At 60.9% G+C, this 25,245-nt stretch carries 28 protein-coding genes and 2 pseudogenes; 13 read left to right on the top strand and 17 right to left on the bottom strand.

What is annotated here, in order from left to right:
* Positions 1–44: 44 nt before the first annotated feature.
* Complete coding sequence (locus BLV18_RS14395; RefSeq protein WP_090359463.1) at positions 45–986, bottom strand: DMT family transporter; 942 nt, start codon at positions 984–986, stop codon at positions 45–47.
* A gap of 80 nt (positions 987–1,066) precedes the next feature.
* On the bottom strand, positions 1,067–1,795 hold the full coding sequence (locus tag BLV18_RS14390; protein ID WP_090359461.1) for an AraC family transcriptional regulator: 729 nt from the start codon (positions 1,793–1,795) through the stop codon (positions 1,067–1,069).
* Between the two features lie 351 nt (positions 1,796–2,146).
* On the opposite strand from BLV18_RS14390, the gene BLV18_RS14385 reads away from it, so the two are divergent.
* On the top strand, positions 2,147–2,452 hold the full coding sequence (locus BLV18_RS14385) for a hypothetical protein (protein ID WP_139211025.1): 306 nt from the start codon (positions 2,147–2,149) through the stop codon (positions 2,450–2,452).
* 251 nt (positions 2,453–2,703) lie between these two features.
* Here BLV18_RS14385 and BLV18_RS14380 read toward each other — a convergent pair whose 3' ends face one another.
* Positions 2,704–2,961 (bottom strand): type B 50S ribosomal protein L31, encoded by a 258-nt coding sequence (locus BLV18_RS14380; protein WP_049858980.1) that lies wholly within the window; start codon positions 2,959–2,961, stop codon positions 2,704–2,706.
* A gap of 258 nt (positions 2,962–3,219) precedes the next feature.
* Between BLV18_RS14380 and BLV18_RS14375 the strand changes: the two genes are divergently transcribed.
* Positions 3,220–4,572: a Fic family protein gene (locus BLV18_RS14375; RefSeq protein ID WP_090359457.1), complete on the top strand. Its 1,353-nt coding sequence runs from the start codon at positions 3,220–3,222 to the stop codon at positions 4,570–4,572.
* Between the two features lie 58 nt (positions 4,573–4,630).
* Positions 4,631–4,957 (top strand): DUF2845 domain-containing protein, encoded by a 327-nt coding sequence (locus BLV18_RS14370; protein ID WP_090359455.1) that lies wholly within the window; start codon positions 4,631–4,633, stop codon positions 4,955–4,957.
* 82 nt (positions 4,958–5,039) lie between these two features.
* On the opposite strand, the gene BLV18_RS14365 is transcribed toward BLV18_RS14370, so the two are convergent.
* Positions 5,040–5,771, bottom strand: a complete 732-nt coding sequence (locus tag BLV18_RS14365; protein WP_090359453.1) for a carbon-nitrogen hydrolase family protein — start codon at positions 5,769–5,771, stop codon at positions 5,040–5,042.
* Positions 5,772–5,965: 194 nt separating this feature from the next.
* Here BLV18_RS14365 and BLV18_RS14360 point away from each other — a divergent pair, with 194 nt between their 5' ends.
* Complete coding sequence (locus BLV18_RS14360; protein WP_090359451.1) at positions 5,966–7,591, top strand: methyl-accepting chemotaxis protein; 1,626 nt, start codon at positions 5,966–5,968, stop codon at positions 7,589–7,591.
* 11 nt (positions 7,592–7,602) lie between these two features.
* Here the strand turns inward: BLV18_RS14360 and BLV18_RS14355 are convergent, their stop codons facing one another.
* Positions 7,603–8,934: an aminotransferase-like domain-containing protein gene (locus tag BLV18_RS14355; protein ID WP_090359449.1), complete on the bottom strand. Its 1,332-nt coding sequence runs from the start codon at positions 8,932–8,934 to the stop codon at positions 7,603–7,605.
* Positions 8,935–9,022: 88 nt separating this feature from the next.
* Here BLV18_RS14355 and BLV18_RS14350 point away from each other — a divergent pair, with 88 nt between their 5' ends.
* A complete protein-coding gene (locus BLV18_RS14350; protein WP_090359447.1) occupies positions 9,023–9,937 on the top strand; it encodes a DMT family transporter in 915 nt (304 codons plus the stop codon).
* Here the strand turns inward: BLV18_RS14350 and BLV18_RS14345 are convergent.
* Positions 9,915–10,139, bottom strand: coding sequence for a YgdI/YgdR family lipoprotein (locus BLV18_RS14345; RefSeq protein WP_049858979.1), 225 nt, complete (start codon positions 10,137–10,139; stop codon positions 9,915–9,917). The two genes, BLV18_RS14350 and BLV18_RS14345, sit on opposite strands and share 23 nt — an antisense overlap.
* Before the next feature lie 147 nt (positions 10,140–10,286).
* On the opposite strand from BLV18_RS14345, the gene BLV18_RS14340 reads away from it, so the two are divergent.
* Positions 10,287–11,138: a helix-turn-helix transcriptional regulator gene (locus BLV18_RS14340; RefSeq protein ID WP_090359445.1), complete on the top strand. Its 852-nt coding sequence runs from the start codon at positions 10,287–10,289 to the stop codon at positions 11,136–11,138.
* Here the strand turns inward: BLV18_RS14340 and BLV18_RS14335 are convergent.
* Together BLV18_RS14335 and BLV18_RS14330 are read right to left on the bottom strand one after the other, a co-directional pair.
* Complete coding sequence (locus BLV18_RS14335; protein WP_090359442.1) at positions 11,089–11,676, bottom strand: LysE family translocator; 588 nt, start codon at positions 11,674–11,676, stop codon at positions 11,089–11,091. The genes BLV18_RS14340 and BLV18_RS14335 overlap by 50 nt on opposite strands.
* A 151-nt stretch (positions 11,677–11,827) precedes the next feature.
* Positions 11,828–12,214 (bottom strand): hypothetical protein, encoded by a 387-nt coding sequence (locus tag BLV18_RS14330; RefSeq protein ID WP_090359440.1) that lies wholly within the window; start codon positions 12,212–12,214, stop codon positions 11,828–11,830.
* 172 nt (positions 12,215–12,386) lie between these two features.
* On the opposite strand from BLV18_RS14330, the pseudogene BLV18_RS14325 reads away from it, so the two are divergent.
* Positions 12,387–12,686 (top strand): annotated as a pseudogene (locus tag BLV18_RS14325) (VOC family protein); the annotation flags it as partial.
* Between the two features lie 62 nt (positions 12,687–12,748).
* Here the strand turns inward: BLV18_RS14325 and BLV18_RS14320 are convergent.
* The gene (locus BLV18_RS14320) at positions 12,749–13,687 is read right to left on the bottom strand and encodes a LysR family transcriptional regulator (RefSeq protein WP_090359438.1); all 939 of its coding nucleotides are present in this window, start codon (positions 13,685–13,687) and stop codon (positions 12,749–12,751) included.
* Between the two features lie 91 nt (positions 13,688–13,778).
* On the opposite strand from BLV18_RS14320, the gene BLV18_RS14315 reads away from it, so the two are divergent.
* The 6 genes from BLV18_RS14315 to aroQ are packed head-to-tail and all read left to right on the top strand — an operon-like array spanning position 13,779 to position 18,084.
* On the top strand, positions 13,779–14,729 hold the full coding sequence (locus BLV18_RS14315) for a ketopantoate reductase family protein (RefSeq protein WP_090359435.1): 951 nt from the start codon (positions 13,779–13,781) through the stop codon (positions 14,727–14,729).
* A complete protein-coding gene (locus BLV18_RS14310; protein ID WP_090359433.1) occupies positions 14,726–15,127 on the top strand; it encodes a VOC family protein in 402 nt (133 codons plus the stop codon). Before BLV18_RS14315 ends, BLV18_RS14310 begins: the two co-directional genes overlap by 4 nt.
* Positions 15,124–15,582 (top strand): MaoC family dehydratase, encoded by a 459-nt coding sequence (locus tag BLV18_RS14305; RefSeq protein ID WP_090359431.1) that lies wholly within the window; start codon positions 15,124–15,126, stop codon positions 15,580–15,582. Before BLV18_RS14310 ends, BLV18_RS14305 begins: the two co-directional genes overlap by 4 nt.
* Positions 15,579–16,811: a CaiB/BaiF CoA transferase family protein gene (locus tag BLV18_RS14300; RefSeq protein ID WP_090359428.1), complete on the top strand. Its 1,233-nt coding sequence runs from the start codon at positions 15,579–15,581 to the stop codon at positions 16,809–16,811. The genes BLV18_RS14305 and BLV18_RS14300 overlap by 4 nt, the downstream gene beginning before the upstream one ends.
* Entirely contained in the window at positions 16,808–17,626 is an 819-nt protein-coding gene (aroE, locus tag BLV18_RS14295) for a shikimate dehydrogenase (protein WP_090359426.1), read from the top strand. The genes BLV18_RS14300 and aroE overlap by 4 nt, the downstream gene beginning before the upstream one ends.
* An 11-nt stretch (positions 17,627–17,637) precedes the next feature.
* The gene (gene aroQ / locus BLV18_RS14290) at positions 17,638–18,084 is read left to right on the top strand and encodes a type II 3-dehydroquinate dehydratase (protein ID WP_090359424.1); all 447 of its coding nucleotides are present in this window, start codon (positions 17,638–17,640) and stop codon (positions 18,082–18,084) included.
* A 105-nt stretch (positions 18,085–18,189) separates the two neighbouring features.
* Here the strand turns inward: aroQ and BLV18_RS22535 are convergent.
* The 8 genes and pseudogenes from BLV18_RS22535 to BLV18_RS14250 form a co-directional block, all read right to left on the bottom strand.
* Positions 18,190–18,441, bottom strand: a pseudogene (locus tag BLV18_RS22535) (GNAT family N-acetyltransferase); the annotation flags it as partial.
* Between the two features lies 1 nt (position 18,442).
* Positions 18,443–19,054 (bottom strand): LysE family translocator, encoded by a 612-nt coding sequence (locus tag BLV18_RS14280; RefSeq protein WP_056843659.1) that lies wholly within the window; start codon positions 19,052–19,054, stop codon positions 18,443–18,445.
* A gap of 126 nt (positions 19,055–19,180) precedes the next feature.
* Positions 19,181–19,963 (bottom strand): DODA-type extradiol aromatic ring-opening family dioxygenase, encoded by a 783-nt coding sequence (locus BLV18_RS14275; protein WP_090359422.1) that lies wholly within the window; start codon positions 19,961–19,963, stop codon positions 19,181–19,183.
* A 14-nt stretch (positions 19,964–19,977) separates the two neighbouring features.
* Positions 19,978–20,514 carry a hypothetical protein gene (locus BLV18_RS14270; RefSeq protein ID WP_139211024.1) on the bottom strand — a complete coding sequence of 179 codons (537 nt, stop codon included), beginning with the start codon at positions 20,512–20,514 and terminating at the stop codon, positions 19,978–19,980.
* 248 nt (positions 20,515–20,762) lie between these two features.
* Positions 20,763–21,914 (bottom strand): iron-containing alcohol dehydrogenase, encoded by a 1,152-nt coding sequence (locus BLV18_RS14265; protein ID WP_090359418.1) that lies wholly within the window; start codon positions 21,912–21,914, stop codon positions 20,763–20,765.
* 21 nt (positions 21,915–21,935) lie between these two features.
* Positions 21,936–22,580 carry an ANTAR domain-containing response regulator gene (locus tag BLV18_RS14260; RefSeq protein WP_090359416.1) on the bottom strand — a complete coding sequence of 215 codons (645 nt, stop codon included), beginning with the start codon at positions 22,578–22,580 and terminating at the stop codon, positions 21,936–21,938.
* A 16-nt stretch (positions 22,581–22,596) separates the two neighbouring features.
* The gene (locus tag BLV18_RS14255; protein ID WP_090359414.1) at positions 22,597–23,721 is read right to left on the bottom strand and encodes a transporter substrate-binding domain-containing protein; all 1,125 of its coding nucleotides are present in this window, start codon (positions 23,719–23,721) and stop codon (positions 22,597–22,599) included.
* The gene (locus tag BLV18_RS14250; protein ID WP_090359412.1) at positions 23,718–25,238 is read right to left on the bottom strand and encodes an amidase; all 1,521 of its coding nucleotides are present in this window, start codon (positions 25,236–25,238) and stop codon (positions 23,718–23,720) included. The genes BLV18_RS14255 and BLV18_RS14250 overlap by 4 nt, the downstream gene beginning before the upstream one ends.
* Positions 25,239–25,245: the final 7 nt, after the last annotated feature.

Below are 25,245 nucleotides of genomic sequence, written 5' to 3'. Positions count from 1 at the left end.
TTGCTGCCGATCCAGTTTGCGCTCCGGGTCAATGTCCGAGCTGATCAGCTTGCGAGTGTAGGGCGAGGACGATGGCAATTCAGACACCAGACAATCCCGACGACCAGCAGAGCAATGGCCGCTATCTCGTACGTATCAGGTAGTCGATGCTCCCATAGAAATCCAAAAGCCAGCGCTGCCAATGTTTCGATCACCAGCACTTGCCCGCTAAGTGCCAACGGCAGAAGCCGGCTTGCCTGATTCCAACACGCGCCGCCAACGACCGAAGAAAGAAGGGCTACACCGCAGGCCACCAGGAAAAAATGCAGCCATTCTTCACTTCCATGGGCATCTGCCAGATAAACCAGGACAGGCACCGCCAGGAGCAGCGACTGAGCGCCCGTCATGATACCGGTCAGCAGTGCCCAGTCATTGGAGGAAATGCGGGTGAGCTGAATCAGTTTCCGAGCATTGCCAACGGCGAACCAAGTCCACGTTATCAATGCACCTGTGGCGCAGAGAACACCTGCAATGGCTGTTGATGTTTCAGGTGTGTTGCCATTGATCAGTGCATGCCAACTGATAATTACAACGCCGGTCATTGCGCAACATAGCGAAGGGAAGAGTCTGCGCAAGGAGACGGCATGGGTATCGTGCCGACCTGCCAAGGTCATCAACACGGGGATGAGCCCGACGATCAGGGACGTGGTCGCAATCCCCACCAGTTGCACCCCGGTACCCACCAGCGCGTAGTAAACGAGATTTCCGATCAGGCTGAGCCAGAAGAGTGACTTCCAATCGGCTCGCGTGAGGTTGGCGCACACCCGCCGCCATCGGGGCATAAGCAGTACAGCTGAAATTGCACCGTAACAAAGAAATCGAAGCACCGCGAATTGCAGGCCGCTCAAGCCTTGGGTGAGCTGTGGCCCAAGAAAAATCACGCCCCAGCACAGTCCCGAGCAAATACCATACACAATGCCCTTCAACAGCGATCGATCAGTAAACATTCCACCCGTGCTCCGCAGCTTGAACGGGGAAAGTCTGAAGCGTCGAGCCAAGAGAGTATTGTCAGTAGCTGCCGAATTTTTTACCCAGCATGTTTTTGCGCTTTGCGATACACCGCCGGAGTGATCGCGCTCACACGTTGCATGGTTCGAGTCAGCGACGCCTGATCGGAAAAACCTGTACGCAAGGCAATCTCGGCGATCGGCAAGGAAGTGCCACGCAGCCATCGTTGAGCTTGCTTTATGCGTAACTCCGTCAACCAGGCCTGAGGACTCATTCCAAACATCTGCCGAAATCGCTGGTGCAGTTGACTCATGCTCATGTTCGCAACCTGGGCCATGACTTCGTTGCTCCAGTTTGCCCCTGGGTTAGCCTGCAAGCGGGCGACCAGTTGCTCGATGGCGGATGGGGAACTGTAGATGTCAGGGCCGAGAGATGAGAGAAGCAGCGAGCTCAACTGTGGAGCGCCCAAGGCGAGCTGCTTGTTGCCGATGAGCTCGGCGAACTCGATCAGCCGCCTTGTCGCAGGGGAAATAGGCACGTAGGTCTTTCGAGCCAGACGCTCCATCTGGAGTGTCTCCAGGAGGGTCGGCGCGCAGTCCAGCACCAGGAAACGGCTGTCTGCGTGGCTGAGCTGGGAGTGCACCGAACCCGGTCTCACCACAGCGGCCAATGACTGGTCGATGCTGCCACCGCGACCGTCTACATCAATTTCCATCTGGCCACGAACCGGCAGGACCAATTGAGCATGGTCGTGGGAGTGGTGAGGGTTTTCACGCTCATAGCTGCGGATTTCAAGATTCAGGAGCATGAGTGCATCACTCGGGCGGAGTCCAGGGACGCAGGATTCTAACACCCAGCCGAGCGATAGATTGCTCGAAAAGGAGCCGTTGACAACACGACCGCATCATATTCCGATCGCGGGTGCCAGTGTTAGTATTCAGTTAGTGAGAGCTACAGCCTGATCCGAAAATGGTAACTCGGCGCTCTGCTCGGTTTTGCCAATGCGGGGCTTCATATGATCCTTGTTCTTATTATCGGGATGTTGGCTTTTTGCTCGGGGTATCTGGTTTCCCTCGAGGATAGGTTACAGAGGGACCATACATTTCATCCCTTCGATGTGTTCAACAATTTTCGGGCGTCGCCAAGGTGCCGGAAAAAAATGGCTTATGTCGGCATGTTCTTTTTTGTCTTGGCTGGGGTGGTTTACTTTCTTGAGCCGGAAGTCAACTACTCCTCCAGGGACAAGGTCAAGGCATTGGGCATGGTCATGCTGCTTTGGTCATTCATGTTTTACGGCTATTGCCGCGAACTGGAGTTCACCAAGTCAGGAAGTTCTCCTGAGTCGCTGCAGTGCATGGACTGCATTGAAGGAACAGAATGGTATTCTTTGGCTTTCAAAGCGCTTTTGGCGACCTTCAAAATTCTGGCCGTTTTTGCGTTTTTGTATGCGATCAAGCGCATTTGACTGCCGCGTGCGATACCTGATCTGGATCGATACTGATCTCCAACGGTGAGGCGCCCCGCCAGAGGATCGCATTGCAAACATGTCGCGCTCCACTGCAACGCGCAGCACAGCAATATGCTCGATTTCAGAACGCAAAGCCGACCGGTAATAGGTTCCAAGCGCAGGACCGGCGCGGGTTGTTGCGACCGCGATGACGTTGCCAAGCGTGAAGTCAGTAGCACGCACTGACTTCACCACGCCATCGCTTGGGTTTACTTGGTGGAAGTGAAACCGGCGAAGCGCTTGTTGAAGCCGGCAATCCGTCCTTCTGCCTGTGTTTTTCGGACTTGCCCGGTGTAGACGGGATGTGAAGCGCTCGAAACGTCAAGGGCGACATACGGGTACGCTTTGCCATCCGTATGCGTCTCGGTTCGAGTCGTTTCCACGGTCGAGCCGATCAGGAAATAAACGTCGGCGGCTGTGTCGTGGAACAGGACTGTCCGATAGTCCGGGTGAATACCAGGTTTCATGGTCGGGATCTCACGTCGTTTATAGATGTTATATCGTAACATTAATGTGCACGGCGGTCCATGCCTCTATGCTGGTTCGCTGAGAGCGGCTATCACAGCCAGAGCTCATCGCGGACGTCTACCTGTGGGGATTCCCATTGGAGCGTTCTTCGTTGGCGCGATTCACTGAGTCGCGCCACAGATTGCGCCACAGATTGGCGCGATTCGCGAAATCGCGCCATAATCGCGCCATGTCCTCACTAAATCGCGCCAAAAAATATGCCTGACGCACAAGAACTGAAGAAACTCATTCTTGAATCATCTTCAGGGCTGACTTTGGCCGAAATCCTGGCGCGACGTCCTCAACTGGCCCGCCGCACTGTACAGCGGTGGCTGAGCCAGTTGGTCGAGACCGGTGAGCTCGAGACGCGCGGTGATGCCCGTGCGAGACGTTATTTAGCTCCGGGTTTGAATGTCAGCGATGTCCTGCATGTCAACGATGCCTTCCCGATCGGGATTCCCCTGTCCGCCGACAGCACGGACATCCTGGCCTATATCGATCAGCCTTTGCATTTGCGCACCCCTGTGGGCTATCAACGCGAATTTCTCGATGCCTACCTGCCCAATCGCACCTCGTATCTCTCCGAGTCGCTGAGGCGTCGGCTGCATAACATAGGGCGTACCTCACCGGACGAATCACCTGCTGGTACCCATAGCCGCGCCATCCTTAACCGGCTGTTGATCGACTTGTCATGGGCGTCCAGTCATCTGGAAGGCAATACCTACTCACGACTGGACACCCGAGAGTTGATCGAGCATGGTCGGGTGGCGCAGGGCAAGCCAGCGATCGAAACCCAGATGATCCTCAATCATAAGGTGGCAATCGAGTTGTTGGTCGAGAACGTTGATACAGTCGAATTCAATCGTTATACATTGATGAACCTGCACAGCGCTCTATCGGAAAACCTGCTGCCCAATCCTGCTGATGAAGGGCGGATTCGTCAGCATGCGGTAGACATCAGCAAAAGCGTGTATCGGCCACTGTCCGCGCCTCAGCTCATCGATAAGTTACTGGACGAAGTGCTGAGCAAGGCCAATCGGATCACTGATCCGTTTGAGCAATCCTTTTTCGTGATGGTGCATTTACCCTATCTGCAGCCTTTCGCAGATATCAACAAGCGTACCTCACGGCTTGCGGCGAACTTACCGTTGTTTCGCGCCAACCTCTGCCCACTGACATTTCTCGATGTGCCTGAAATTGCCTACAGCCGAGCAACGCTGGGCGTCTACGAGATGACGCGTGTGGAACTACTCCGTGATCTGTATGTATGGGCCTACGAGCGATCGGCGCAGGAATACATGGTGATACGTCAAACGCTGGCCGAGCCTGATCCGCTTCGTCTGGTATGGCGGGAACTGATCAAGAGCACCATACGCGAAGTGGTGCGTCAGCCCGAACGTGATCCGTTGACCGTTATCCGGCAGTGCGTGTCAGAGCAGGTCCCGCAAGGTGAGCAGGAAGGGGTGGAGGCGGTTATCGTCGAGGAGCTGCAACGCCTGCATGAGGGGGTTCTGGCGCGTTACCGGCTCAGGCCCTCGGAGCTGGAAGCTTGGAGGAGGAGGGGTCGGTAGAAGGGAAGGTCCAAGCGCGGGGCCGAGTAAACGACTATCAATGCTCAGGAGATACACGATGTTTATCAAGCCATCGATGGCGTTGCTGTTCGCGTGCATGCTCATTACCGATGCAAACGCAGCCAGCCGTTGCGGAACAAAGCTGGTCAATCCCGGAGACAAGCTTGCTGACGTTTTACAGTCATGTGGCAGTCCCGTTGCCCAAGCCAGCGACGGTCCGGTGATACGCAACAACGGTGTGCCACGCAAGGGCTCGCAGAAAACCGATGTGGTTGTCTACGGCCCGAATGGTGGTGCCTACCAGTACATGCTATTCATCAATGACGAGTTGGTCAGGGTAGATCTTCGTCGGGAGGCGCCTGCCGGAAACATCCTTAGATGGTGAGCCGTCTTGCTATCTACGCGTGGGTGCGGCATTCAGAAAAAACAGTCGGTGATTCTCAGGTCGCAACGCGGACGGACCGGTTTCACAGCAAGTCGAATACTCCCGCCTCCCAAGTCTGCGTGTCATAAGCGACTAGTGCTTCTTGAACGGCATCTGCACTGCACAGGATTTGACCCTGATTGTTCCAAATGGCAGAGCAACCCGCCGCGACATAGTCGTCGGCGGACCCTACGCAGTTCGCCATCACCACGGTCATGGAATGCTTTTCAGCGATCATCGGATAATGAGCTTTCGCCAAGGTCGTACCGCGCTCAGACTTCGCCACGCTTGCCAGATACACCTGAGCACCCGACTGTGCAGCTTCTTCGGCGTGGCTTGGCTGAAGTGATTCGTAGCAAATGGCGGGGGCCAAGATGACATCTGCGTGATTCAGCACAAGCTTGCGGCTGCCGGCGGCGAAGAACGGTAATTCGTCGGCATGCAGAATCTGTTTTGAGTAGCAGGTACGCGGCTGTCCAGGCTGGAAACTGATCATGCTGATTTCGATACCCTCGCGTCCCTGGGTGGGCGCACCCACGGCGATGAGCATCCCATATCGATCGCTCAGTTGCTGGAACTCATCAAGACGGCCGTCGCTCGCATCCATCGCCAAGGCATCAGCCAGCCTTGGCTCGTAACCGGTCAGGGAAAGCTCGGGAAAGAGCACGAGATTGGCGCCCAGATTTGCGGCCTGCCGGATGGCAGCCATATGTTTGGCGATGTTTGCTTCACAGTCGCCCGGTACGGGGCGGATTTGCGCGGCGATCAGCTTCATTTGCTCTTTCTCTTCAAGATGTAGTGACGGCACTGAGGCGAATGAACCTGTGCCGAGAGCGAACTCAAAAAATACAGGGCTAGCTTGCACCAAACTGTGCGCTGATCGCCCAGCTTCTCCGTAAGCCGCTCAAGTTTCAACGCCTGGCGTGGATAGCGTATTACAACAATCTATTCGCAGTCCGGAGCTTCTCCATGTTCGCCCACTTGAAAGTCCGCACAGGCATGATCGGCGTGTTGGTGTTATTCGTCATCGCGCTGATGTTCTCGATCGTCAACAGTTGGTCATCGGCGGTGCGCAGCTACGACCAGGTCGACGAGCTCAGACATACTTCACAACAGATTGACGGTATCAACAATTCGCTGCTGTTGGCCATCCGTACCAGTGCCAATGTGTCATCGGCCTTCATCGAAACCGTGGGCGGTCGATTCGAGGATGCGGAAGCCCGGCTGGTGCGCAGTGAAGGCATCTGGAACGATGCCATTGCCAAACTCAATGCCTCGACGGCCGATATTCGCGACCCGAAACTTCAGGCGCTCGCCGACGACTTGAAGGCCGCGTTCGCCGAGTACGGCACCGCCATCGTCGGCCAGCGCGCTGCCACCCGTGCACGCTCGGCGGACCAGTATTTCGTGGTCAACATCAGCGCTGGCAAGGGCATGACCAAGCTTCAGGAAATCCGGGTGAATCTGGTCGGCGCCCTGGATGCCCGTGCCGCTGAGATCAACCAGGACGCCAGTGACCGCCTGGCAACCGCCAAGCGGCTATCCCTGGCACTGGCCTGTATCACGCTGGCGCTGGCGGTGGTTTGCTGGATGTTCATCTCCGGCCGTGTACTGCGCCCGCTTCGTGAAGCTGGTGAGCATTTCAAACGCATCGCCAACGGCGACCTGACCCAGGAGGTCGTGTCCCCGGGCCGCAACGAGATTGGTGACTTGTTCGTCGAGCTTCAGCGCATGCAAGCCAGCCAGCGCAACACCTTGATCCTGATTTCCGGTTCCGCGACCCAACTGGCGTCGGCGGCCGAAGAGCTCAACGCAGTGACCGAGGAAAGCAACCGTGGCCTGCAGCAACAAGACATGCAACTTGAACAAGCCGCCACTGCAGTCAACCAGATGACCAGCGCCGTCGAAGAAGTCGCGCGCAATGCCGTGTCCACTTCGCAAGCGGCGACAGCCTCAAACACGCTGTCGGAGAAAAGCCGTCAACAGGTTCGCGAAAACATCGCCGGTACTCAGTTGATGACAACTGAAATCCAGGGCAGCGCAGAGCGTATCCAGCACCTGGCCGGCGAAGTGCGCAACATCGGCAAGGTACTGGACGTGATCCGTGCCGTATCGGAGCAGACCAACCTGCTGGCCCTCAATGCCGCCATCGAGGCCGCCCGTGCTGGTGAGGCGGGGCGCGGTTTTGCCGTGGTCGCCGATGAGGTGCGAACGCTCGCCTATCGCACTCAGGAGTCCACCCGCGAGATCGAGCAGATGATCGGCAGCGTGCAGACCACCGCCGAGCAAGCTGTCGACTCGATGCGCGATAGCACCCTGCGCGCGCAAGGGACTCTGGAAATCACTCAAGCCTCTGGCGCGGTACTGGAAGACATTTTTGCTGCCATCGGCCAGATCAACGAACGCAATCTGGTCATCGCCAGTGCGGCGGAAGAGCAGGCTCAGGTCGCCCGTGAAGTGGACAGCAACCTGGTCGCCATTCGTGACCTGTCCGCGCAGTCTGCGGCGGGCGCTCTGCAGACCAATGCGGCGAGTCACGAGCTGTCGCGTCTGGCGGTCGAGTTGAACGACCTCGTGTCTCGTTTTCGTACCTGAGTGAACCGAGATCAGATATAGGCTCCGACCACCCGCTTTACGGTGGTCAGCGCTTCACGCAGGGTCTCCATGCTCACCGAGCCGAGCGCCAGCCGTATGGCATGAGGGACATGAGCCGAGGTGCAGAACGGCTCGGCCGTCGAAACCGACACGTGGTCGCGCATCAATTCCAGCGTGACCTGATCCGCTCTTGCGTCCTCCGCCAGCGGCAGCCACAGAAAGTACGAAGCGGGGTGACGTGTCACGGGCAACCCTGACAGCAGCGAGTCGGCCAACGCCTGCCTGGCTCGGGCATCTGCGCGTTTTTGCGTTTCCAGTGCGGCGACCGTGCCATCGTCGAGCCAGGCGCAGGTGATGGCCGTCATGACGCCGGGTGTGTTCCAGGTCGTGGCCTTGACCGTGCGCTTCAAGGCGTCCAATCGGTCCATCGGCGCTGCGACGTAGCCGACGCGCAATCCAGTGGCGATGTTCTTGGAAAACCCCGACACATAAAGGGTTCTTTCAGGCGCCAACTCGATGATCGGCGGCGGCGGATCCTGCGCCAGAAACGCGTAGGCTGCATCTTCGATGATTGTCAGATCATGTGCGCGGGCGATCGCCACCAGGCGCTCGCGTTGATCGGTCGGCAGCACCCAACCCAATGGGTTATGCAGCGTGGGCATGGTGTACACGGCGCGCACCGGACGCCGGCGGCAGAGCGAGGCGAGGGCCTCCAGATCCGGTCCTTGGGCCGTGACAGGAATGGGCACCACTTCAAGGTGCAATGTTTTGGCCAGCAGCTTGAACCCCGGATAGGTCAGTGCATCGGCCGCAATCACGTCCCCCGGTTGCAGCAACGCCATCAGGCTCACCGCCAGACCGTGTTGGGCGCCACTGACAATCAGAATCTGCTCGGCATCTACCGTGACGCCACGTTGGAGCAGATGACGGGCGATGGAGGCCCGTTCATGCAAGCGGCCCGCATGTGGCTGATAGCGCAAATGAGCTTCCAGGTCGCCGGACAGCGCCAGTTGGCGCAGGGCACTGCGCAACAGGTCGGCTTGCCCCGGCATGGCCGGATAGTTGAAGTTGAGGTCGATCACACCCGCCGCAACGTCCGGCTGATCGATGCCTTGTCCGGGCGGCAACGACGTCTCGCGCACGAACGTCCCGCGCCCGGTCTCCCCGCTGACCAGTCCCATGGCCTCCAATTCCGCATACACCCGGCTGGCAGTGACCAGGGCCAAGCCATGGGTGGCCGCAAGTTGGCGATGGGTCGGCAAACGCGTACCCGGCGGCAAACGCCCGGCACGGATATCGGCTGCAAAGGTGTCCACCAACAACTTGTACCGGGAGCTAGCCATGTCGAAATGTATCCATGACAATTTTTTGATTGTCGTGATAGTCGGCCATAGGATGCCTGTACGCAACCCAGCGCAGAGTGGACGCACAATGGAACGCACCTCTAACCAGAACCCGGCAACAGAGAAACCCGCGAGCGGTGTGATCAATGGCCTCATCGGTGTCGTGATCTTCAGCGGTTCGCTGCCTGCTACGCGTATTGCGGTGCTGGAATTCGACCCGGTCTTTCTGACCGTGGCGCGGGCAGCCATTGCCGGCGTGCTCGCGCTGTGCCTGCTCTTGCTGTTCAAGGAACGGCGACCGGCCCGTCGGCAGATACTGTCGTTGATCATCGTGGCGATGGGCGTGGTGATTGGTTTTCCACTGCTGACGGCCTTGGCTTTGCAATACGTGACGTCGGCCCATTCCATCGTGTTCGTCGGCCTGCTGCCGCTGGCCACCGCCGCGTTCGGTGTCCTGCGCGGTGGCGAACGTCCTCGGCCGGCGTTCTGGTTTTTCTCGGTGCTGGGCAGTCTGCTGGTCGTCGGGTTCGCCGTCAGCCAGGGACTGACCGCCTCGCCGACCGGCGACATTCTGATGCTCCTGGCCATTCTGGCCTGCGGCCTCGGCTACGCCGAAGGGGCAAAGATTTCCAAAGCATTGGGTGGTTGGCAGGTGATCTGCTGGGCGCTGGTGTTGTCGCTGCCGGTCGTGATGCCTTTGACGGCATGGTTAGCGCCCGTGTCGTTTTCACGGATCAGCACCCCGGCCTGGTTGAGCCTGGCTTACGTGTCGCTGTTCAGCATGCTGATCGGCTTCGTATTCTGGTATCGCGGCCTGGTGCAGGGCGGCATCGCAGCGGTCGGGCAGCTTCAGTTGCTGCAACCGTTCTTTGGCCTGGCGCTGGCCGCCGCACTCCTGCACGAACAAGTCAGCCTCGGCATGTTCGGCGTCACCGTTGCGGTGATCCTGTGTGTCGCCGGCGCCAGGCGTTACGGTCGGATCAATCCTCTTCCTTCACGGTAGCGACTTCATCCGCCTTGATTCTTACCTGTTTGCCTGAAACATCTTCGAATTCATAGAAGCCATCTTTCGTTTTGGTGTCAGGTACATCCTTGGTGATGTACTGTGTCCCATCCTGCAACGTGACGACCGTGTTGGTGGAGCAACCGGCCAACGTGGCGGCGCACAGAAACGCAGCGCCATAGTAAAAAGTTTTCAGTTTCATGAAGTCGACCTTGTTCTGGATGTGCGAAGTTATCTGCGTAAACACAGACTTCGATGCTGACGCCTTGTCCGAGTTCCAGAACGACCAGCTCGTCGATGGTTCGCTCATAGCAATCGGATACATTCACGTCGCGTGACTGGAGGACCCATGTCTCACTACTGGCGGCATCCCGCGGTTCCGCATCTGGAAATCCGCAACGTCGAAGACGGTCGCCGTTTCAGCCACGCGCGCCATTCACATTCGACGTTCTCGATTGGCGCGATTACGCAGGGGCAAAGTACTTACCTCAATGGCGACAGTAGCCGTTTGATCGGCGCCGGAAGTGTAGTACTCATGAATCCCGGTGCAGTGCATGCCTGCAATCCCGTCCATGAACAGCCCTGGGCATACCGCATGTTCTACGTGGATACCCAGTGGCTTGCGGCGCTGCAACAGCAACAACGTTCTGGCACACAAAAAGGCTTCGTGCCTTTCGCGCAGACCCATAGCGCCGACGTCAGCCTGTTCGAAGATTTGGACGATCTGTACCACACGCTCACAGCCGACGACTGCCTGCCAGACACCATGCAAAATGCAGCATTGGTTTTTTTCCAGCGACTGGTAGCACGGCTGCAGCCCGCCAGTGATGAAGCCAGAACTGAGCCGCAAAAAATGGCCCAGGCAGCGGCATTCATCCGCGAACATTGCGCCAGTGAGTTGCGTCTGGAGGACATCGCGTCAGCCGTACAGCTGTCGCCTTCTTACCTGATCCGTGCCTTCAAGGCGTGCCATGGGCTCACGCCTCATGGTTACCTGATCGACTGTCGCCTCCAACTTGCCCGCGACCATTTGCGCCAGGGGGAGGGCATTGCCCAGGTCGCCGCGCGCGTGGGCTTCGCGGATCAGGCGCACTTGCAGCGCTTGTTCAAGCGCGCCCTGGCGACCACGCCCGGGCAATATCGCGGCGTGCCTACTCAAGCAGCAGATACACGGCGCAACCCCCGAGCAGCGCGGCCATGATCCGATTGAAGCCGCGCATTCTGGTGCTACTGTTCAAATACTCTCGCAACGAAGCACCGGCCCAGGCCCAGCTGGCCAGGGATAGCCAGCAGACCACCAGATAGATCAGCGCGAAGACCCACACCATCTGCACATCGCCATCGGCGACGAACGCGCCCATGCCCGCAAGGCACGCGAGCCAGGCCTTCGGATTGAGCCATTGCATCAGCGCGCCCGTGAAGGCAGAAGGGCGCGCCTGCGCCTGCACGGAGTCCACTCGACCATCACTGGTTGCCAGCCTGTAGGCCAGATAAAGCAGAAAGATCACACCAGCGATGCGAATGACCTGCGTCAACCATGGCCAGCGGTTCAGCACTTCGTGCAGTCCCAAACCCATGAGCAACAGCAGCAAGATGAACCCCAGGGTCGCTCCCGTGACATGGGGCAGGGCGGCCCGCACGCCGTGGCGTGCGCCACAGCTCAGGGAGACAAGGTTGACCGGGCCGGGGCTTACGGAGGAGGCCAGCGCAAAAACGGCCATGGAAACGACGATACTCATCAGGCACCTTCAATACGGGTAACGGAGCACTGACGGTAAAGATCATTTCTGGACCCGTATTGAAGGAAATCGCCCTTGGGGGGTGTGGGGTGAATGGTTGATTTGCTGGGTTGTGAGTTGGACGTCTCTCATCCTGAGAGGGAGACCCACTTCATTTGATCGGATTGTCCAATTTGCAAAGCTGTAGGGCGATGCCGTCGAATTCCCGGTCGAAACTGGCGTTTTCTGCAGCGCTTAGAAAGCCTTGCTGTTGTACGAATTGGTCGGTTTGACGACGGATGGCGGCAACGCGTTCGATCATTTGGTCAGCTTGAGTCTGAGTGATCTTACGTGCTTTTCGCGTGGTGCCGATGTCCGCGCTCAGAATGTTGGCTCGAACCGAGATGTGGGCTTGTCGGGGGTCGGTGATCTTTCCGCCTGTTTCGCCCACCAGTTCGCGTTGGGCTTTGATGTTGCAACTGGGCAGGTCAAGACTCTGTTGAGCGGCCGAGGCGTTCAGGCTCAAAACCAATAGCGAAGCCAGGATGATGTATTTCATGAGTGTATCCAGTGTGGGCCGGTGGGTGTCGGTAGGGTTAGGCCGCAAGGTGCATCGAGCGGTTCCCGAGGGAGGGCCAGCGCTGTCGGCAGTTCACCTTCGCAGCACAAGCACGAGGCCTGATACCCTGACGAGCTACCCAGGCTCCCGCCCTGCTGAAAAGGAATTCATCGTGTTCGAACGCAACAAATTGGTCCCTGAATTGATGGTCACTGACCTGGATACCAGCTTGGCGTTCTGGGTGCATTGCCTGGGTTTCGAAGTGGCTTATCAACGTCCAGAGGATGGCTTTGCCTACCTGGATTTGAACGGCGCTCAAATGATGCTCGCGCAGATAGATCCGGACGCCGGCCAATGGCTCACTGCGCCGTTGAGCAAGCCTTTTGGAAGGGGGATCAATCTGCAGATCGATGTCGCCGCTGTCGCGCCGATCATTCATAAGCTTCGCCGAGCGGGATACAGCCTTAACCGCTAATGTGCGGAGACTTTGTATCGGGTTGACCACTGTAAGGTTTGCGTACAGCAGGTACTCGATCATCTGGCCGAGAGATCTGCTGCCAGCGAATTCTTGCTGTATTGAAACAGTTCCAAGAGCGTGCTTCGTAGCCAGCGATTGCCCGGATCCTGATGATAGCGAGCATGCCAGTGCTGTTTGACGGCAAAGGTCTCGATTGGAAAAGGACAGGCATGAACTACCAGCCCATGCGTGCTCGCCAGCGTTTCGCCAATCTGCCGAGGTAGCGTCGCAATTAGATCAGTGCTGTCTATAACCGCACCCAGGCCGAGAAAACCGGGTAGTTCCAGAACGATCTGGCGCTCAATGTTGCTGCGTGTCAGCGCTGCTTCGAGCAGCTTCTGTCCGGTGCCGGCACTGACGAACACATGGCCTTCGCGGACGTAAGTCTTGAGCGGCAACGTCTTCCTGATCCTTGGATGCCTTGGGCTGATCAGGCAAATCCAATCCTGTGGAAATAGCATTTGCTGGTAGATGCCACCGCCGAGCCAAGGTACGAAGCCTACCGCCAGATCCACCTCACCCGTCTCCAGAGCTCGTTCGGTGTTGCCGTCAATGCGAGCAACCTCGAGGCGAATACCGGGGGCATGGCGGCGCAGGTGTTCGAGGATACGCGGCAGCAGGGTTATATGACTGGCGTCGCTCAGGCCCAGGCGAAAGCGCCGCTGTGCACTGGCCGGGTCGAAGCCAATCTCCCAGGCGGTCAGCCGGCGCAGTGATTCAAGTACCTCGCGACACGGGGTGATCAAGGCTTCGGCCTGGGGTGTGGGCGCCATGCCGGTTGGCGTTCGCACGAACAAAGGATCGCCCAACTGCTCACGCAGCTTGCCGAGCCACAGGCTGATGGTCGGCTGACTCTGGCCCAGTTGCTCGGCGGTGCGGGTCACGCTGCGGGTGTCGTATAGCACGTCGAACAGGTGCAGCAATTTGGGTTCAGGCAGGGCGTCTATGGACATCATTATTTAATTTACTGATAGCGCTATTACTTCCATTGTATAGCTTAACAATGGTGGCGTGTTTAAGGTGAGGAAAAAGCAGGAGCGCTTCACCTTGAAAATTTGCATCCTCGGATCCGGTGCGCTGGGCAGCACCTTTGGCGCTGTGCTGAGCGAGGCGGGCCATGAAACCTGGCTGCTTAACCGCGCCGGCGCGCATATTGATGTCATGCGGCACAACGGTCTGGTAGTGATCGAAGACGACGTCGAACGTAGCGTGAGTATTAACGCCACCTCGCGTGCCGAAGAGGTCGGCGCTGTCGACCTGCTCATCGTGCTGGTCAAGTCGTTCGCCACTGCCGCCGCCATCGCCGACGCCACCGCCCTGGTAGGGCCGCAGACTGTGGTGCTATCGCTGCAGAATGGCCTGGGCCATGAAGATCTGCTCACTGAAGCGGTCGGCCATGACAAGGTGATCGCTGGCAAGACTTATGTGGGCGGCGTGCTGCTGGCGCCCGGACGCATCCGCTGCGGTTTGGAAGGCAAGCAGACGTTCATCGGCGAACTCGATGGCCAGGTCAGCGCGCGCGTCAGCCATATCGCCGAGGTTTTCCGCGGTGCGGGTTTGGCCACCACGGTCAGCGAAAACATCCTCGGTACCATGTGGGACAAGCTCTTGGTCAACGTCTCCACCGGCGCGCTGACCGGAATCACCATGCTCACCTACGGCCAGCTCTACAGCGAGCCGCTGATGCGGGAAACCGCCCTGGCCGCGGTGGCAGAAGCCATCGCCGTGGCACAGGCTGCGGGCGCCACCCTCAGCCTCACCGAGCCGGAGCAGGTGTGGAACCTCGCCAGTGCCGGGCTGCCGTCTTCATTCAAGACTTCCATGCTACAGAGCCTGGAAAAGGGCTCGATCACCGAAATCGATTTCATCAACGGCGCCGTGGTGCGGCTCGGTCGGCGCCATGGCATCGCCACGCCCGTCAACGCCACGCTGGTGGCGTGCGTCAAGGGCATCGAACGCGCCATGGCCGATCAACAACAAGAGGAAACCAAGCGATGAGTATCCCCAAAGCCTATCTTGAGCACGTGGCCTTCTGGGTCAGTGATATCCACTGGTACATCGATTTCTTCCACGAGGTGTTCGGCATGACCATGCGCGAGGTGCACGGCACGCTTGAGCAGCCGACCCAGTACTGGACTCTCGGCGGCATGCAGTTCATCAGCCAGCCGGACTTCACCGGCCCGGAAGGGCGTATGGGCCACCTGGGCATGATGTGCGAAGACATGGAAGCGGCGCTGGCCGCCGCCCGGTGTTTCGAGGGGGTGACCGGGATGCCGCAAGGCCACAACTGGCTGCGCCTGCCCGATGGTCTGGCCGTGGAGTTCATCCAGGCCTCGCCGGCCAGTGCGGTGGCCGAAGCCCTGGCGGTGAATGCCCGCGTGGAGGTGTCGGCATGAGTATCGTCGAGAAGTACTGGGACGATGCCCGCGAGGGCGACGAAGCCAGCACCCCCAGCTACACCGTGACCAGAGAACGCATCCGGGCCTACGCCGACCTGACCGGCGACTACACGCCGGTGCACGTTGATGAGGAATTTGCCAACGCCAGTCATTTCGGCGGCCTGGTCGCCCACGGGCTGATGGGGCTGTCTATCGCCGATGGCCTGAAGACCCAGTGCGATTATCGCTTTCTGCCCGGCATGTCGCTGGGCTGGACCTGGGATTTCCTGCTGCCGATCCGCGTCGGCGACGTACTGCATGTGAAGATGCGCGTCGGCTCCATGCGTGCCAGCAAGAGCAAACCGGGCTGGGGCATTGTGGTGCTGCCCTCGGAGTTGATCAACCAGAACGGCGAGGTGGTGCAGCGCGGTGAACACCGCCTGATGGTGCCGCGCCGGGAGGCCAGCCTATGAGCCAGCCACTGCCGCTGAAAGGCATCCGCGTCATCGATTACAGCCATTTTCTCGCCGGCCCTTATGTAGGGCGCTGCCTGGCAGCCCTGGGTGCCGAGGTGATCAAGGTCGAGCGGCCCGGCAGCGGTGACGCCGGCCGACAGCATGCCTTCGTCCTCGACGACCAGCAGAGCGGCTACTTCCTGCAGCTCAACATGGGCAAGCAGGGCGTCAGCGTGAACATGAAGGACCCGCGCGGCAAAGCCTTCATGCAGAAACTCTGCGACAGTGCCGACGTGTTCATCGAGAACTACCGCCCCGGCGCGCTGGACAAGCTGGGCCTGGGTTACAAGGAGCTTGCCGAGCGCAATCCCAAGTTGGTGTATTGCTCGATTTCCGCCTACGGCCACACCGGCCCGGATGCCCATCGTGCCGGCTTCGGGCTGATCGCCGAGGCCAAGAGCGGCATCATGCAGATGGTCGGCACGCCCGGTGAAGCGCCGCCACTGCTGCGCATTTCCCTGGGCGACATGTACACCGGCATCCATGCGGTGGCAGCCATCAACGCCGCCCTGCTGGGGCGTGTGAACAGCGGCAAGGGCCAACATATCGACATGGCGCTCTACGACACCCTGGTGTCGATGCACGAATACGCGGTGCAGTGCTACACCCTGTCCGGCGGGGAAATCCTGCCGCAGCAGACCGGCCATGACATGCCAACTTCCACGCTCTATGGGGTATTCCGCGCCGCCGATGGCGACCTGGTGATCGCCGCCCAGGTCGACGATTCCTGGAAGCGTTTCGCCGCCTTGGTCGAGGCCGATGCCGGCGTGGCCGGGTTCAGCAGCGACACGCGCTTCCATACTCCTGGCGGCCGCAACGAGCATCGTGAAGAGATTCTTGCCATCGTGCGTCGCTGGGTCGGTGCCAATCCGGTCGCTCGCTTGCTGTCGCTGCTCGACGAGGTAGACGTGCCGAGCGCCAAGGTGCAGCGCATTGACGAAGTGGTCAACGACCCGCAGATCCAGGCGCGCGGCATGATCATCGAGCAGCAGCATCCGCGCTACGGCGCCCTTAGATTGCCGAACCTGCCGTTCCGTTTTTCCGACTGCGATACCACGGTCACTCGCGTCGCGCCGGACCTGGGCGAGCATAACGCCGAAGTTGCCGCGCAGCTGGGCTTCAGCCTTGAGGAAATCACTCAGCTACAGGTCGACGGAGTGCTGTACAGCCAAGGAGAAAAAATATGACAGACCAATACGCCGTGATCGGTAACCCCATCGGTCACACCAAGTCACCGGTGATTCACCGGCTGTTCGCGGAGAGCTGCGGGCAGCAGATCGAGTACACCGCCATCGAAGGCTCGACCACCGACTTCGCCGGTGACGTGGCGCGTTTCAAGGCCCAGGGCGGGCGTGGCATGAACATCACCGCGCCGTTCAAGTTGCAGGCCTTCGAGCTGGCCACCCAGCCCAGCCAGCGAGCCCGGCTGGCGCGGGCCGCCAATGCCTTCAAATTCGAGGACGATGCCGTGCTGGCCGATAATTTCGATGGCGTCGGCCTGTTGCGCGATATCGAGCACAACCTCGGCCAACCTCTGGCCGGGCGCCGGGTGCTGCTGCTCGGCGCCGGCGGAGCAGTGCGTGGTGCACTGCTGCCGTTCCTGGCGGCAGGTCCGGATCGCTTGGTATTGGTTAACCGCGACATGGTCAAGGCGCGGGTGCTGGAGAACGAAGTAAATGATCCGCGCCTGCTCTTGAGTACGTACGAAGACCTGGCCGATCAATGGTTCGATCTTGTCATCAACGCCACCTCGGCCAGCCTGACTGGCGCGCTGCCGCCCGTGCCGGCATCAGTATTCACCAACGCAACGCTGGCCTATGAACTGGCCTATGGCAAGGGCCTGACACCGTTTCTGCAGGTGGCAAAGAAGGCCGGCGTTGAGACTCTGGCGGACGGCGTCGGCATGCTGGTCGAGCAGGCGGCCGAGGCCTTCGAGTGGTGGCGCGGCGTGCGCCCGCAAACCGGGGCGGTGATCCAGCGACTCACCGTGCCACTGACGTGAGGGCGCAGACTATGAAAGTACTCATGCTGCACGGCATCAACCACAACATGTTCGGCAAGCGCGATCCGGTGCAGTACGGCACCATCACGCTGGACCAAATTGACGCGCGCCTGAGCGATCTGGCCACGTCCCTGGACGTGGAAATCGAGAGCTTCCAGACCAATTACGAAGGCGCCATGTGCGAGCGCATCCACCAAGCCTACTTGGAGGGCACCAACGCCGTGCTGATCAACGCTGGCGCATGGACCCACTACAGCTACGGCATCCGTGATGCATTGGCGATCCTCACCGTGCCCGTGGTGGAAATCCACATGTCCAATATTCACGCTCGCGAAGCCTTCCGCCACCACTCGGTATTCGCCGACGTGGTGCGTGGGCAAATCAGTGGCTTTGGCGTCGAGAGCTATCTGCTGGGGTTACGCACAGCCGTGACGGCTGCATGCCACGACCGGGGGTGAGGTTTGAGCTCGATTCAGAAGCGCAGGTTTGCCAATGTTCGCTTTTGGCCCAAAGCGCTCCGAGCAACGAGCGCATCACGGCATGCACAACACTACAACTGTCCCCCACATGCCGATCAAGCAATATCGACCTGCACCACCAACGGCCGCACCCACTATCCCGATCGGTCGGTCACCGTCGAACGCCAGCCAAAATGCTGTTCCAGCGGACGACGCTCGCTCTTTCCACTGCTCGTCAGTGTACTGAGCCGCAGTCTGATAGCTCACGCCGAACGCCGCCGGCGTGTCCAAAAGGGTCGCAAGCCGTGTGTGTTTCAACAGCACCCAATCCGCTGTCTCTGTAAGTCGAATATGCACCTCACACCGGCGCCGGGCTTTGCAGCAACGGATACAACGACAACACCAGCAACGCCGCCATGCTCCAGTTGAACAGCCGCAACCAGCGCGGTACTCGCAGCACGTTGCGCAGGACGCTGCCGAAGCCGGCCCAGACGCACACGCTGGGCAGGTTGACCAGTGCGAACACCGCAGCGATGACCATCACGTTATAGACGTAGCCCTGCGCCGGCACATAGGTGGTGATGGCGCCGACCGCCATTACCCAGGCCTTGGGATTGACCCATTGGAAGGCGGCGGCGCCGAGGAAGGTCATTGGCGTGCTGTCTTGGTCTCCTGCTTCGCTCACGCTGCCTGAGGTGGCGATGCACCATGCGAGATAAAGCAGGTAGGCCGCGCCTATCCAGCGCAGGGCGGTGTAGGTCCAGGGCACGGCGGTGAAGATTTCACCCAGGCCCAGTCCGACCGCCAGCACCAGCAGCATGAACCCCAGGCTGATGCCCAGTGCATGGGGAATGGTGCGCAGGAAACCGAAATTCACCCCCGAGGCCAGCAGCATGGTGTTGTTCGGGCCTGGGGTGATGGAGGACACCAGAGCGAAGAGGGCGAAGGCAGGCAGCAGGTCGATGAGCATGTCCGTATGGTCTCTGGGATGTGGTACGGGTGAAAGTAACTGACGGTGCGGCCGTTGATACCGTACAGACATTATTGAATTCACCAGTACACCCAGGCTTTCGGCAGCCTGGCCATGAGGGACTTTCTACGTAAACAAATAACTGTCCATCGCCAACACCCCATACTCCACGCCACCTTCGATCACCCGCGTTTCATACTGCTCACCCGCCGCGCCGACGGCGATGAACAAGGGCAGGAAGTGCTCGTCCGTCGGGTGCGCGCGCTCGGCCGAGGGTGCGTATTGCCGGTAGTCCAGCAGCGACTCCAGATTGCCCGAGGCCAGGGTCTTGGCCGTCCAGGCGGCGAAATCCTTGACGTATTGAGCGCCGTGGGGCGTGGCGCCGCGGAACTCGTAGAGGTTGTGCGTCAGGCTGCCCGAGGCCACGATCAACACGTTCATGTCGCGCAGTGGCTTGAGCGCCAGGCCCAGCTTCCACGCCTCGCGGGTGTCGAGCGACGCCGGCATGGAAACCTGGATCACCGGGATGTCCGCGGCTGGCGCCAGGTAGAGCAGGGGTACCCAGGCGCCATGGTCCAGACCCCGCTCGGCATCCAGGCGGGCGCCCCAGCCGGCGGTCTTGAGCATGTCGACGATCTGCGCTGCCAGAACCGGTGCGCCGGACGCCGGGTATTGAATCTTGTACAGCGCGTCGGGGAAGCCGCCGAAGTCATGGATAGTGGCGGGAGCTGCGCTTGCGGTCACGCCGATCTCGCCACGGGTCATCCAGTGCGGGGACACGATGACGATGGCCTGAGGCCGTGTCAGCTCACGCCCCAACTCGGCCAGGTGCTTGCCTGCAGGGCCAGGTTGGATCGCGAACATGGGAGAGCCATGGGAAACGAACAGTACGGGCGATGGAATGGTCATCGGCGGGCTCCACATCAAGAAGTTGCGGTTTGAGGACTCCAGCTTTCACCAAGCCGGCATTTGACCCAGTACTCGAAGCTGGTGCAGAGCCAGATGCCATAGGCGAGCAGTTCCACGCCTTCCTCGGCGGTGGTTTTGGCCAGGCGCTGGTAACCGTCGCCCATGACCTGATGCCAGAACGAGCCCATGCCGAAGATCCTGGAAAAGATCAATACCGCAAAGCCCGTCGCCAACGCGGCGAACGTCGGGGTGCGCATGAACGCACCCAGCGATTGCAGCGTTTGCCGTCGGTGTGCGGTACGCGCCGCGTTGCCGATGGCCACCGCAGCGATGGCCAGAAAAGGCCACAGCCAGGCGCTATGGCTGATGGTGTCGAACAGGCCGTCCAGCTCGCGGGTCAGCAGGCAGGCGAAGAAGCCTGCAGCGAGAAATTCGAAGCCGCCTTTGCGGCCGGTTCCCGGGGCGGTCCAAAAGAGTAGGGCGCACAGCGCGAGCATCAGTTCCTGGGTGATCTCGGTGAATGACATTTCCAGAATTTCTGTGTGGAACACGGCAATGTCCAGCCACACCATGGCAAAACACAAAACGGCAACCGAACATTTGGCCAGGGCAAACAGGAGCGGGTATTTCAAATCGGGGCGGGCGTACACGTGAAGCTCCAAAGCGGGACGATGTCTATAAGTCGCGCATCTAAGCGTTTGGCAAGGGGAATGTGAAGCGTTGTTTAACGATAGTTAACATCGATGTATTTGATGCGATGGACAGCGCGCCCTGCCACGGCGCGCTGCTTGCCAAGGATCTAGAACGCGGCGGTGTAGATCGCCAGCGCATCGGCTTCGCTGACCTCGCGCGGGTTGTTGACCAGCAGCCGTTGCTGGAGCATCGCGCTGCGGGCCAGTTCCGGCAGGCTTTCGCGGGTCACGCCGGCTTCGCTGAGGCGCAGCGGCAGGCCGGTGGCTTCATGCAGCCTGAGCAATTCGTCGATGAATTGCTGGGCCGCATCGCCCGATCGCAGGCGTTCGCCCAGCACCACAGGGGCAAGTTCGGCGTACAGATTCTGGGCAGCGGAGAGGTTGAAACGCAGCACTTGCTGCAGGACCAGTGCATTGGACAGGCCATGGGGCAGGTGGAAGCTGACGCCCAGCGGGTAGGCCAGTGCGTGCACGGCGGCGACCGGCGCGTTGGCAAACGCCTGCCCGGCCAGGCAGGCGCCCAGCAACATGGCCTGGCGGGCTTCCAGGTCGTGCGGCGTGTTGACGGCGCGTTCGAGGTTAGCCGCCAACAGGCGCAAGGCCTCACGTGCCAGCAGGTCGGAGAGGGGATTCTTGCGGTGTTTGCTGGTGTAGGCCTCGATGGCATGCACCATGGCGTCGATGCCGGTGGCCGCCGTCACCGGGCCGGGCAGGCCGATGGTCAATTGGGCGTCGAGAATTGCCAGGTCCGGCAACAGCTGATTCCCCACCACGCCGGACTTGCCGGTGGCGGTGGTGACGATGGAGATGGGCGTGACTTCCGATCCGGTGCCTGCAGTAGTGGGCACCTGAATCAACGGCAAGCGCGGGCCGGTGGCCTGGTTCACGCCGTAGATGTCGCTCAGGCCCTGTCGCTGTGCGGGGTGCGCCAGGTAGGCGACCAGCTTGGCGGTGTCCATGGAGCTGCCGCCGCCGAAGCCGACGATCAGGTCGGCGTTCATGCGCCGGGCCTGTTCGGTGGCGGCCAGCACCAACGCTTCCGCTGGGTCGGCGAGCACATCGCTGTACACCGCGTATTCGATACCGGCGCTGGCGAAGCCCGGCAGCACGCTGTCGAGCAGGCCGTGCTTGAGGATACCGGCGTCGGTGACCAGCAATACACGCCGGGCGCCGCGGCTGGCGCATTGTTCGGCCAGGCCGGCGGCGCTGCCGGTGGCGCAGATGAGGTGGGCAGTGCTGCTGAAGGTGAATCCTTGCATGGGGTTAACCTCGTATTCTTGTCATGGGGGGGAGCTGTTTTCCGCACCTGGCCGGGGCGGCGGCTGTTCGGGTTCGGTCGGTGGATCGGCATCGATGATCTGCTGGGCGATGGCTTCCATGCTGGTCCGGCGCGTCATGGCTTCGCGTTGCAGGCGCCGGTGGGCATCGTTTTCGCCGAGGCGATGGCGGGCCATCAACAGCGCCTTGGCCATGGAGATCTTCGACACCGCCGGTTGCCGGCTTTGCAGCTTGCGCAGCTCGGCGAGCATGTCGATGCGCGCCCGCCAGGCGGCGCGCGCCATCAGCAACTGGGTCAGCAGACCGAACGGCCGCAACGGCCGTTCGATGACCGCCGCCGGTTGCGTTTCCAGCACCAGTTGCAGCATCGACGGGTTCTCGTAGCCGACCACGGCGATGATCGGCGGCGCCTGTTCGCTCAGGCTTTCCACCAGCGTCTGCGTGTTGCTGCGCTGGCTGAGCTCCACGGCCAGCAGCACCACGTCGACCGCTTCGGGCAACGTCGTGGGCACCGGCCAGCGCTGTTCGACGATGCAGCCGATGCGCTGCAACTGGTCGAGGACGATGCGGGCCTCACCGTCCTGGGGGTGAATCACCAGCACGCGCAGGCCCTTGAGTTCGCGCAGCAGGGACGGCGCGCTGGTCATCTCGGCCTCCGGCAGCTCATGGCTGTGCGTCCATCTGGTAGTCGACCATGTAGGGGCTTGGCGGCACCGCTTCGGCGCTCTCCAGCACCAGTTGGAACTGGCGTCGGTCGTCGAGCCGGGCAATGCGGGGCCACAGCCAGGTGTGCTGCGTCTGCGGGTCGATCTGCACCGTGCCCTGAGGTGCATCGAAGCGAGCGCCGGCCAGGGCTTCGCGCAGGGCCTGCACCGAATCGTCGGCGGCGCGGCGCGCGGCCTGGGCGAACAAGTGCACCTGAAAATAGGCGGCCTCGGCGCCGGCAGTGATGGCGGCCCCTTCGCCGAAGCGCGCGCGATAGCGGCTGACGAACGCCTGGCTGGCGGGCGTCTGCAACGTCGAGAACCAAGGTGCGGCCGAGATGTGGCCTTCGGCTTCTTCGTCGGTCATGGCCTGCACGTCGACCTCGTTGGTGGCCAGGCTGACGATGGGCAGGCATGCAGGATCGAAGCCCGCCTGGCGGTAGGCCCGGTGCAGCGAGGGAATGTCGCTGCCGACGATGGTCGAATAGATGGCGTCGGGTGCGGTCTCGCGCACCCGCTGCATGACTCGCTCGAAGTCCTCCGCCGTGGCATGGAAAGGCAGGTAGATCTCGTCGACGATCTCGCCGCCCGCCTGCTCGAACAGCTCGCGCATGATGCGGTTCGATTCGTAGGGATAGACATACGAACCGCCCACGAACAGCACGCGCCCGCCATAGGTCTGCAGGACGTAGCGGGCGAGCTGCAGCGAATTCTGATTGGGGGCCGAGCCGGTGTAGAAGCAGTACGGCGAGTATTCGAAACCTTCGTAAAGCGTTGGATAGAACAGCAAGCGCCGACGGCTTTCGACCACCGGCAGCACGACCTTGCGCGTGCTCGACATGTGCGTGCCGAACAGCACCTGCACCTGATGGTGGTCGCACAGGTGCAGCGCGCTGTCGCGGTAATCGTTCGGATCGGCGCCGGGGTCGCCGTCGATGGCTGTCACGCGGCGGCCGTCGATCCCGCCGCTGTCGTTGACCTCGGCGATGGCCAGGTGGGTGGCATTGGCCTGCGCGGTTTCCGACGCCGCCGTGAGGCTGGCGCGGGAGAACAGCAGGCCTACCTTGTAATCGTCGCCGTTCATGAACTCAGGCTTTCCCAGTCGATGTGTTGTTCGAAGTGGTGCGCGGCCTGGTAGAGAGTCGCCTCATGGTAGTCGCGGGCGATGAGCATCAGGCCCACCGGCAACCCTGCCGCCAGCCCGCAGGGGATGGACATGGCCGGGTGGCCGGTGACATCGAACGGGGCGGTATTGGCGTTCATTTCCAGGGCGCGGGTGACCCAGGTCGCGGGCGTGACATCGGCGGCCGGCAGTTTCGGCGCCTTGAGTGGCACGGTCGGCATGAGCAGCAGGTCGTAGCGGGCGAACTGCTCGTCGTAGGCGGCGCGCAGCTGGCGCGCGGCGTTCTGTGCCCGGGCGTAGTACTGGCCGCCGAATCGCTGGTGGGCATAGTGGCCTGCCAGCAGGCAGGTCTTCAGGTCATGGGGGAACGCGTCGGCCTGCTGCTGCCAGTCTTGTTGCGCGCGCATCAGGCTCTCCACGTACAAGCCTTTCCAGTTGGAGCCGTAATTGTAGCCGCGCAGCAGCTGCGTGGTGCCTTCCACGGCAATTGGCGTCCAGATGGCATGACCCAGCGCGTGCAGGGGGATGGAAACCTCTTCCACCTGCGCGCCCCATTCGGCGAACAGACCGGCCGCCCGGCGCACCGCGGCGTCGACGTCGGCTTCGGAATTGGCGTGGCCGAAGCCCTCGCGGACCACACCGATGCGCAGCCCCGAAACACCCGCGCCGAGCGCCTGGGTATAGGCCTGCACCGGCATCTGCCGATCCTGGCGCGGATCCAGGCCATCGGCACCGGCGAGCACTTCGAGCAGCAGGGCATTGTCGGCCACCGTGGCGCTCATCACGCCGGCGTGGTCCAGGGTCATTTCGATGGGCATGATGCCGGTGTAGGGCACCAGTCCGTGGGTCGGCTTCATCCCGTAGATGCCGGAATAGGCTGCCGGGATGCGCACCGAACCGCCTTGATCGGTGCCGATGCCCAGATCCACTTCGCCCGCGACGATCAGCGCGGCGCAGCCTGAAGACGATCCTCCAGTGGAGTGGCCCGGATTGCGCGGATTGTGCACCGCGCCGGTGGCGTTGGTATGGCTGCTGCCCGACACGCAGAAAAACTCGCAGTGGGCCTTGCCCAGAATGCTGCCGCCAGCGTCGAGCACGCGCGTGGCCACGGTGGCGTCGACGTCCGGCACGTACCCTTGCAGGGTCGAGGCGCCATTCATCATGGGTACCCCGGCCAGGCAGATGTTGTCCTTGAGGGCGACGCGCTTGCCGCTCAGCTTGCCGCCCGCCGCCCCATGCAGATCGGTGCGCACGTACCAGGCGTTGTAGGGATTCTGCGCAGGCGTCGGCAGGTGCCCGGTGCTTCTGGGGTAGCGTTGCGGGACGCTGGCAGGCTGCAAATGGTCGAGGCGGTCATAGTCCTGCCAGACGGCTTCGAGGATGTCGGCGTATCGCTCGAGTAACGGTGCTTGCAGGTGCAGACCCAGTTGGCGGCCGGTTTCGGCAAGCTCGGCCTGGGTGGGACGTTGAATGGACATGACGATG

The organism is Pseudomonas coleopterorum (genome assembly GCF_900105555.1).
GTDB classification, from domain to species: Bacteria; Pseudomonadota; Gammaproteobacteria; order Pseudomonadales; family Pseudomonadaceae; genus Aquipseudomonas; species Aquipseudomonas coleopterorum.
Note: the sequence above shows the minus strand (reverse complement) of the source record. Positions and strands in the feature narration are given on the sequence as shown.